The following is a 4,826-nucleotide window of genomic DNA, read 5'->3' as shown; positions in this document are numbered from 1 at the left end:
AGCCTGGCCTGCCCGACGTCACCTTCGACACCCACGTCTTCCAGCAGGCCGACTTCGTCAAGCTGGCCATCTCCAACCTCTCCCAGTCGCTGCTCCTCGGCTTCCTGCTCGTCGTCGCGATCCTGATGCTGTTCCTCTTCGAGTGGCGGGTGGCGCTGATCAGCCTGCTCACCATCCCGCTGWCGCTCGTGGCCACCCTGCTGGTGCTCCATCTGTCGGGAGCGACGATCAACACGATGACGCTGGCCGGTCTCGTCATCGCCCTGGGGGCGGTGGTCGACGACGCGATCATCGACGCGGAGAACATCGTCCGACGACTGCGTGAGCGCCGTCTGTCCGGCAGCTCGGAGTCGACGGCCTCGGTGATCCTGCATGCCTCGCTCGAAGTGCGCAGCCCGATCGTCTACGCGACCCTGATCATCGTCGCGGCCGCCATCCCGGTCTTCCTGCTCCAGGGACTGACCGGTGCCTTCTTCCGCCCGCTGGCCGTGTCGTACACCTTGGCGATCGTGGCCTCGATGGCGGTGGCCCTCACGCTGACGCCGGCGCTGTGCCTGATCCTGCTGCGCAAGGCACCGATCGAGCGACGCACGTCTCCGGTGGTCCGCTGGCTCCAGCGCGGCTACGTCGCCGCGCTCGGACGCATCGCGGTGCGGCCACGCGGGGTGTATGCCGCCGCCGCCGCGGTCACGGTCCTCGGGGCGTTCGTGGGGGCGGGTCTCGGCCAGAGCCTGTTCCCGGCGTTCCAGGAGCGCGACTTCCTCATGCACTGGGTAGGGGTGCCGGGCACCTCCGACGTGGAGACGGTGCGCACGACGACTGCTGTCAGCAAGCAGATCCGGGCGGTCCCGGGCGTGCGCAGCTTCGGGGCGCACATCGGGCAGGCGCTGCTCGGCGAGGAGGTCTTCGGGGTGAACTTCGGCGAGAACTGGATCAGCCTCGACCCCTCCGCGGACTACACGAAGGCCCGAGACGAGATCGATGCCATCGCCGCCACCTACCCGGGCCTGTTCGCCGAGGTCCAGACCTATCTCGACGAGCGCGTCGAGGAGGTGCTCACCGGCGGCAAGGAGCCGATCATCGTCCGCGTGTACGGCGAGGACCTCAAGGTGCTGCGCTCGAAGTCCGCGGAGATCCTCAAGCTGCTCGCGTCGATCCCCGGGGTCAAGGACGCGCACACCGACATCTCCCAGGACGTCCCGCAGGTCCAGGTGCGCGTGAAGCTCGACGCGGCCGAGAAGGTCGGTCTCAAGCCCGGCGACGTCCGCCGGGYCGCCGCGACCCTCGTGGCAGGCGAGGAGGTCGGCGACATCTTCCGGGCGGGCCGCGCCTACGACGTCGTGGTGTGGAGCACCCCGGAGACTCGCTCGAACGTGACCGCCCTGGAGCAGCTGCCCATCGACACGCCCACCGGTGCCCGGGTGAAGCTCGAGGACGTGGCCGACGTGTCGGTGGAACCCAACCCGAACGCCATTGAGCGACAAGGTGACTCGCGCCGACTCGACGTCGGGGCCGGCGTCGAGGGCCGCGACCTCGGCTCGGTCGTCAACGAGCTCAACGCCAAGCTCGCGGGGGTCACCTTCCCTCGCGGCTACCACGCCGAGGTCCTGGGGGAGTACCAGGAGCGCCAGACGGCCCAGAGCCGGCTGCTCACCTCCGCCGTCGTCGCGGGGCTGCTCATCCTCCTCCTGCTGCAGACCTCGTTCCGCAGCTGGCGGCTCGCCGTCCTCGTGTTCCTCACCCTGCCCATGGCCCTCGTCGGCGGAGTCCTCGCGGCGTGGCTCGCAGGCGGGATCCTGTCGCTCGGGTCGCTCGTGGGCTTCTTCACCGTCTTCGGGATCGCCGCCCGTAACGGGATCCTGCTCATCAACCACTACCAGCACCTCGAGCAGGAGGAGGGGATGGAGTTCGGGCTCCCGCTGGTCATCCGGGGCGCCAAGGAGCGCCTCGCGCCCATCCTCATGACGACGCTCGCCACGGGCCTCGCGCTCGTACCGCTCGTGGTCCTCGGGTCCCGTCCGGGGCACGAGATCGAGCACCCGCTCGCGGTCGTCATCCTCGGCGGCCTCGTGACCTCCACGCTGCTCAGCCTGTTCGTCGTCCCCTCCATCTACCTGCGATTCCACCGCCCGCTCGACCGGCCGGCGCCCGTGGCCGGCACCGAAGGAGAAGCACATGCGACCTGACCTGCGCCGTGCCGTCACGGCACCCGCCCTGCTCGCCACCGCCGCGGTCCTGGCGATGACCGTGTTCCTCGCGCCCGGGGCGGCGGCGGTGCCGAGCCCCGCCAGGCCCGCCCCCCCGGTGTTCACCCACCCGCTCGAGACCAACTCGAGGTACTTCCCCCTGGTCCCCGGGATGCGCTTCTCCTACCGGGGCACCGTCACGGATGCCGACGGCAGCCACCTCCACGAGATCGTGTTCATCGTCACCGACCTCGTCAAGAAGGTCCACGGAGTCAACGCGCGCGTCATCCTCGACCGGGACTACGACGACGGCGTCCTCAGCGAGGCAGAGCTCGCCTTCTTCTCCCAGGACGACGCGGGCAACGTGTGGACCCGCGGGGAGTACCCCGAGGAGTACGACAACGGCAGGTTCCAGGGTGCGCCCAGCACGTGGATCGACGGGGTGCGGGGTGCCCACGCCGGGATCCTGGTGCCGGGCTGGCCGCTGCTCGGCACGCCGCCGTTCGTCCAGGGACGGGCGCCGGCCATCGACTTCTACGACGTCGGTCAGGTCGTGGGCAAGGACCTGCGCACCTGCGTTCCGACGGGGTGCTATTCCGGTGTCGTCAAGATCAAGGAATGGTCGCCGAACGCCCCCGAGGACGGCAACCAGTTCAAGTACTACGCACCGAACGTCGGGCTGGTGCGCATCGCGGCCCAGGGCGGCGACGCCCAGGAGGTGATGGTGCTGCAGTCCCTCCGGAGGCTCGGCCCCGAGGCGCTGGGGGCCGCGCGGGCGGACGCGCTCCGGCTCGACCAGCGCGCCTACCACGTCTCCAAGGACTACGCAGCGACCGGTCGGGCGCACCTGCCCGAGTGACCGCTGCCGGTCCGCCGGGCGCCAGCCGTTAGGCTGGCGCCCGTGAGCGACGCGCACCCGACCGACCTGCAGAGCCACCCCGTCCTCGTCGTCGACTTCGGCGCCCAGTACGCCCAGCTCATCGCCCGACGGGTGCGCGAGGCACAGGTCTACAGCGAGGTCGTGCCCCACTCGATGACCGCGGCCGACATCCTCGCCAAGGAGCCGGCCGCGATCATCCTGTCCGGCGGTCCGAGCTCCGTCTACGAGGACGGCGCCCCGCGCCTCGACCCGGCGCTGCTCGAGGCCGGGGTCCCCGTCTTCGGCATGTGCTACGGGTTCCAGTCGATGGCCCAGGCGCTCGGCGGCACCGTCGCCCGGACGGGCGCTCGCGAGTACGGCAAGACGGACGCAGCCATCAGCGACGTCGAGTCGACCCTCTTCGCCGGGCAGCCGCCGAGCCAGACCGTGTGGATGTCGCACGGTGACTCGGTCAGCGCCGCGCCCGACGGCTTCGCCGTCACCGCGACGACCGCCGGCACGCCCGTCGCGGCCTTCGAGGACGACGACCGCCGCCTCTACGGCGTGCAGTGGCACCCCGAGGTGCTCCACTCCGAGCAGGGCCAGCGGGTCCTCGAGAACTTCCTCTGGAAGGGCGCGGGCATCGCACCGGACTGGACGCCGGGTCACGTCGTCGACGACCTCGTCGCCACGATCCGCGACCAGGTCGGCGAGGACCGCGTCCTCTGCGCCCTGTCCGGCGGTGTCGACTCCTCCGTCGCGGCAGCCTTGGTGCAGAAGGCGATCGGGGACCAGCTGACGTGTGTCTTCGTCGACCACGGTCTGCTCCGTGAGGGCGAGGCCGAGCAGGTCGAGCAGGACTTCGTCGAGGCGACCGGTGTCGACCTCGTGATCGTCGATGCCCGCGAGCGGTTCCTCGAGGCGCTCGCCGGCGTCACCGACCCCGAGAGCAAGCGCAAGATCATCGGCGAGCAGTTCATCCGTGTCTTCGAGCAGGCGGCGCGCGATGTCGTCCACGACCGCGGCGACGAGGAGCACCCCGTCAAGTGGCTCGTGCAGGGCACGCTCTACCCCGACGTCGTCGAGTCCGGCGGCGGTGAGGGCGCCGCCAACATCAAGAGCCACCACAACGTAGGCGGCCTGCCCGACGACCTCCAGTTCGCGCTCATCGAGCCGCTCCGCACCCTCTTCAAGGACGAGGTGCGCCAGGTCGGGCTCCAGCTCGGCGTGCCCGAGGTCATCGTGTGGCGCCAGCCGTTCCCCGGACCCGGCCTCGGCATCCGCATCATCGGCGCCGTCGACGCCGAGCGCCTCGCCATCCTGCGGCGCGCCGACGCCATCGCGCGCGAGGAGCTGACGAGGGCCGGCCTTGACCGCGACATCTGGCAGTGCCCCGTCGTGCTGCTGGCCGACGTCCGGTCGGTCGGCGTCCAGGGCGACGGGCGCACCTACGGCCATCCCGTCGTGCTGCGCCCCGTCGCCTCGGAGGACGCGATGACGGCCGACTGGGCCCGCGTCCCCTACGACGTGCTCGCGTCGATCTCGACCCGCATCACCAACGAGGTCGAAGAGGTCAACCGCGTCGTGCTCGACGTGACGAGCAAGCCGCCGGGCACCATCGAGTGGGAGTGACGCACCCGACAGTGACCTGAGCCGGCCGTCCGTGGAGGGCCGAGCGTCCGGCGCGTGGACTGTCGACGTGGAGCCTCGTCACAGCCGACCTCGTTAGCGTGGTCCCATGACGACGCGCCCGAGCACGCCCACGGTCCGCAGTCTGGCGC

The 4,826-nt window shown here is 70.7% G+C and carries 3 protein-coding genes; all 3 read left to right on the top strand.

Features of this window, described 5'->3' with window-relative positions; translation table 11 throughout:
• A partial coding sequence (locus tag AC1DP0_RS18185) for an efflux RND transporter permease subunit (protein ID WP_478087146.1) occupies window positions 1-2,186 on the top strand: 2,186 nt, incomplete at its 5' end.
• Window positions 2,176-3,045, top strand: coding sequence for a hypothetical protein (locus AC1DP0_RS18180; RefSeq protein ID WP_478087144.1), 870 nt, complete (start codon window positions 2,176-2,178; stop codon window positions 3,043-3,045). The genes AC1DP0_RS18185 and AC1DP0_RS18180, both read left to right, overlap by 11 nt.
• Before the next feature lie 42 nt (window positions 3,046-3,087).
• The gene (guaA, locus tag AC1DP0_RS18175; protein WP_478087142.1) at window positions 3,088-4,677 is read left to right on the top strand and encodes a glutamine-hydrolyzing GMP synthase; all 1,590 of its coding nucleotides are present in this window, start codon (window positions 3,088-3,090) and stop codon (window positions 4,675-4,677) included.
• Window positions 4,678-4,826: the final 149 nt, after the last annotated feature.

It is taken from the genome of Terrabacter sp. P5_B1 (assembly GCF_056400505.1).
This window is presented reverse-complemented; position numbering and strand designations above follow the sequence as displayed.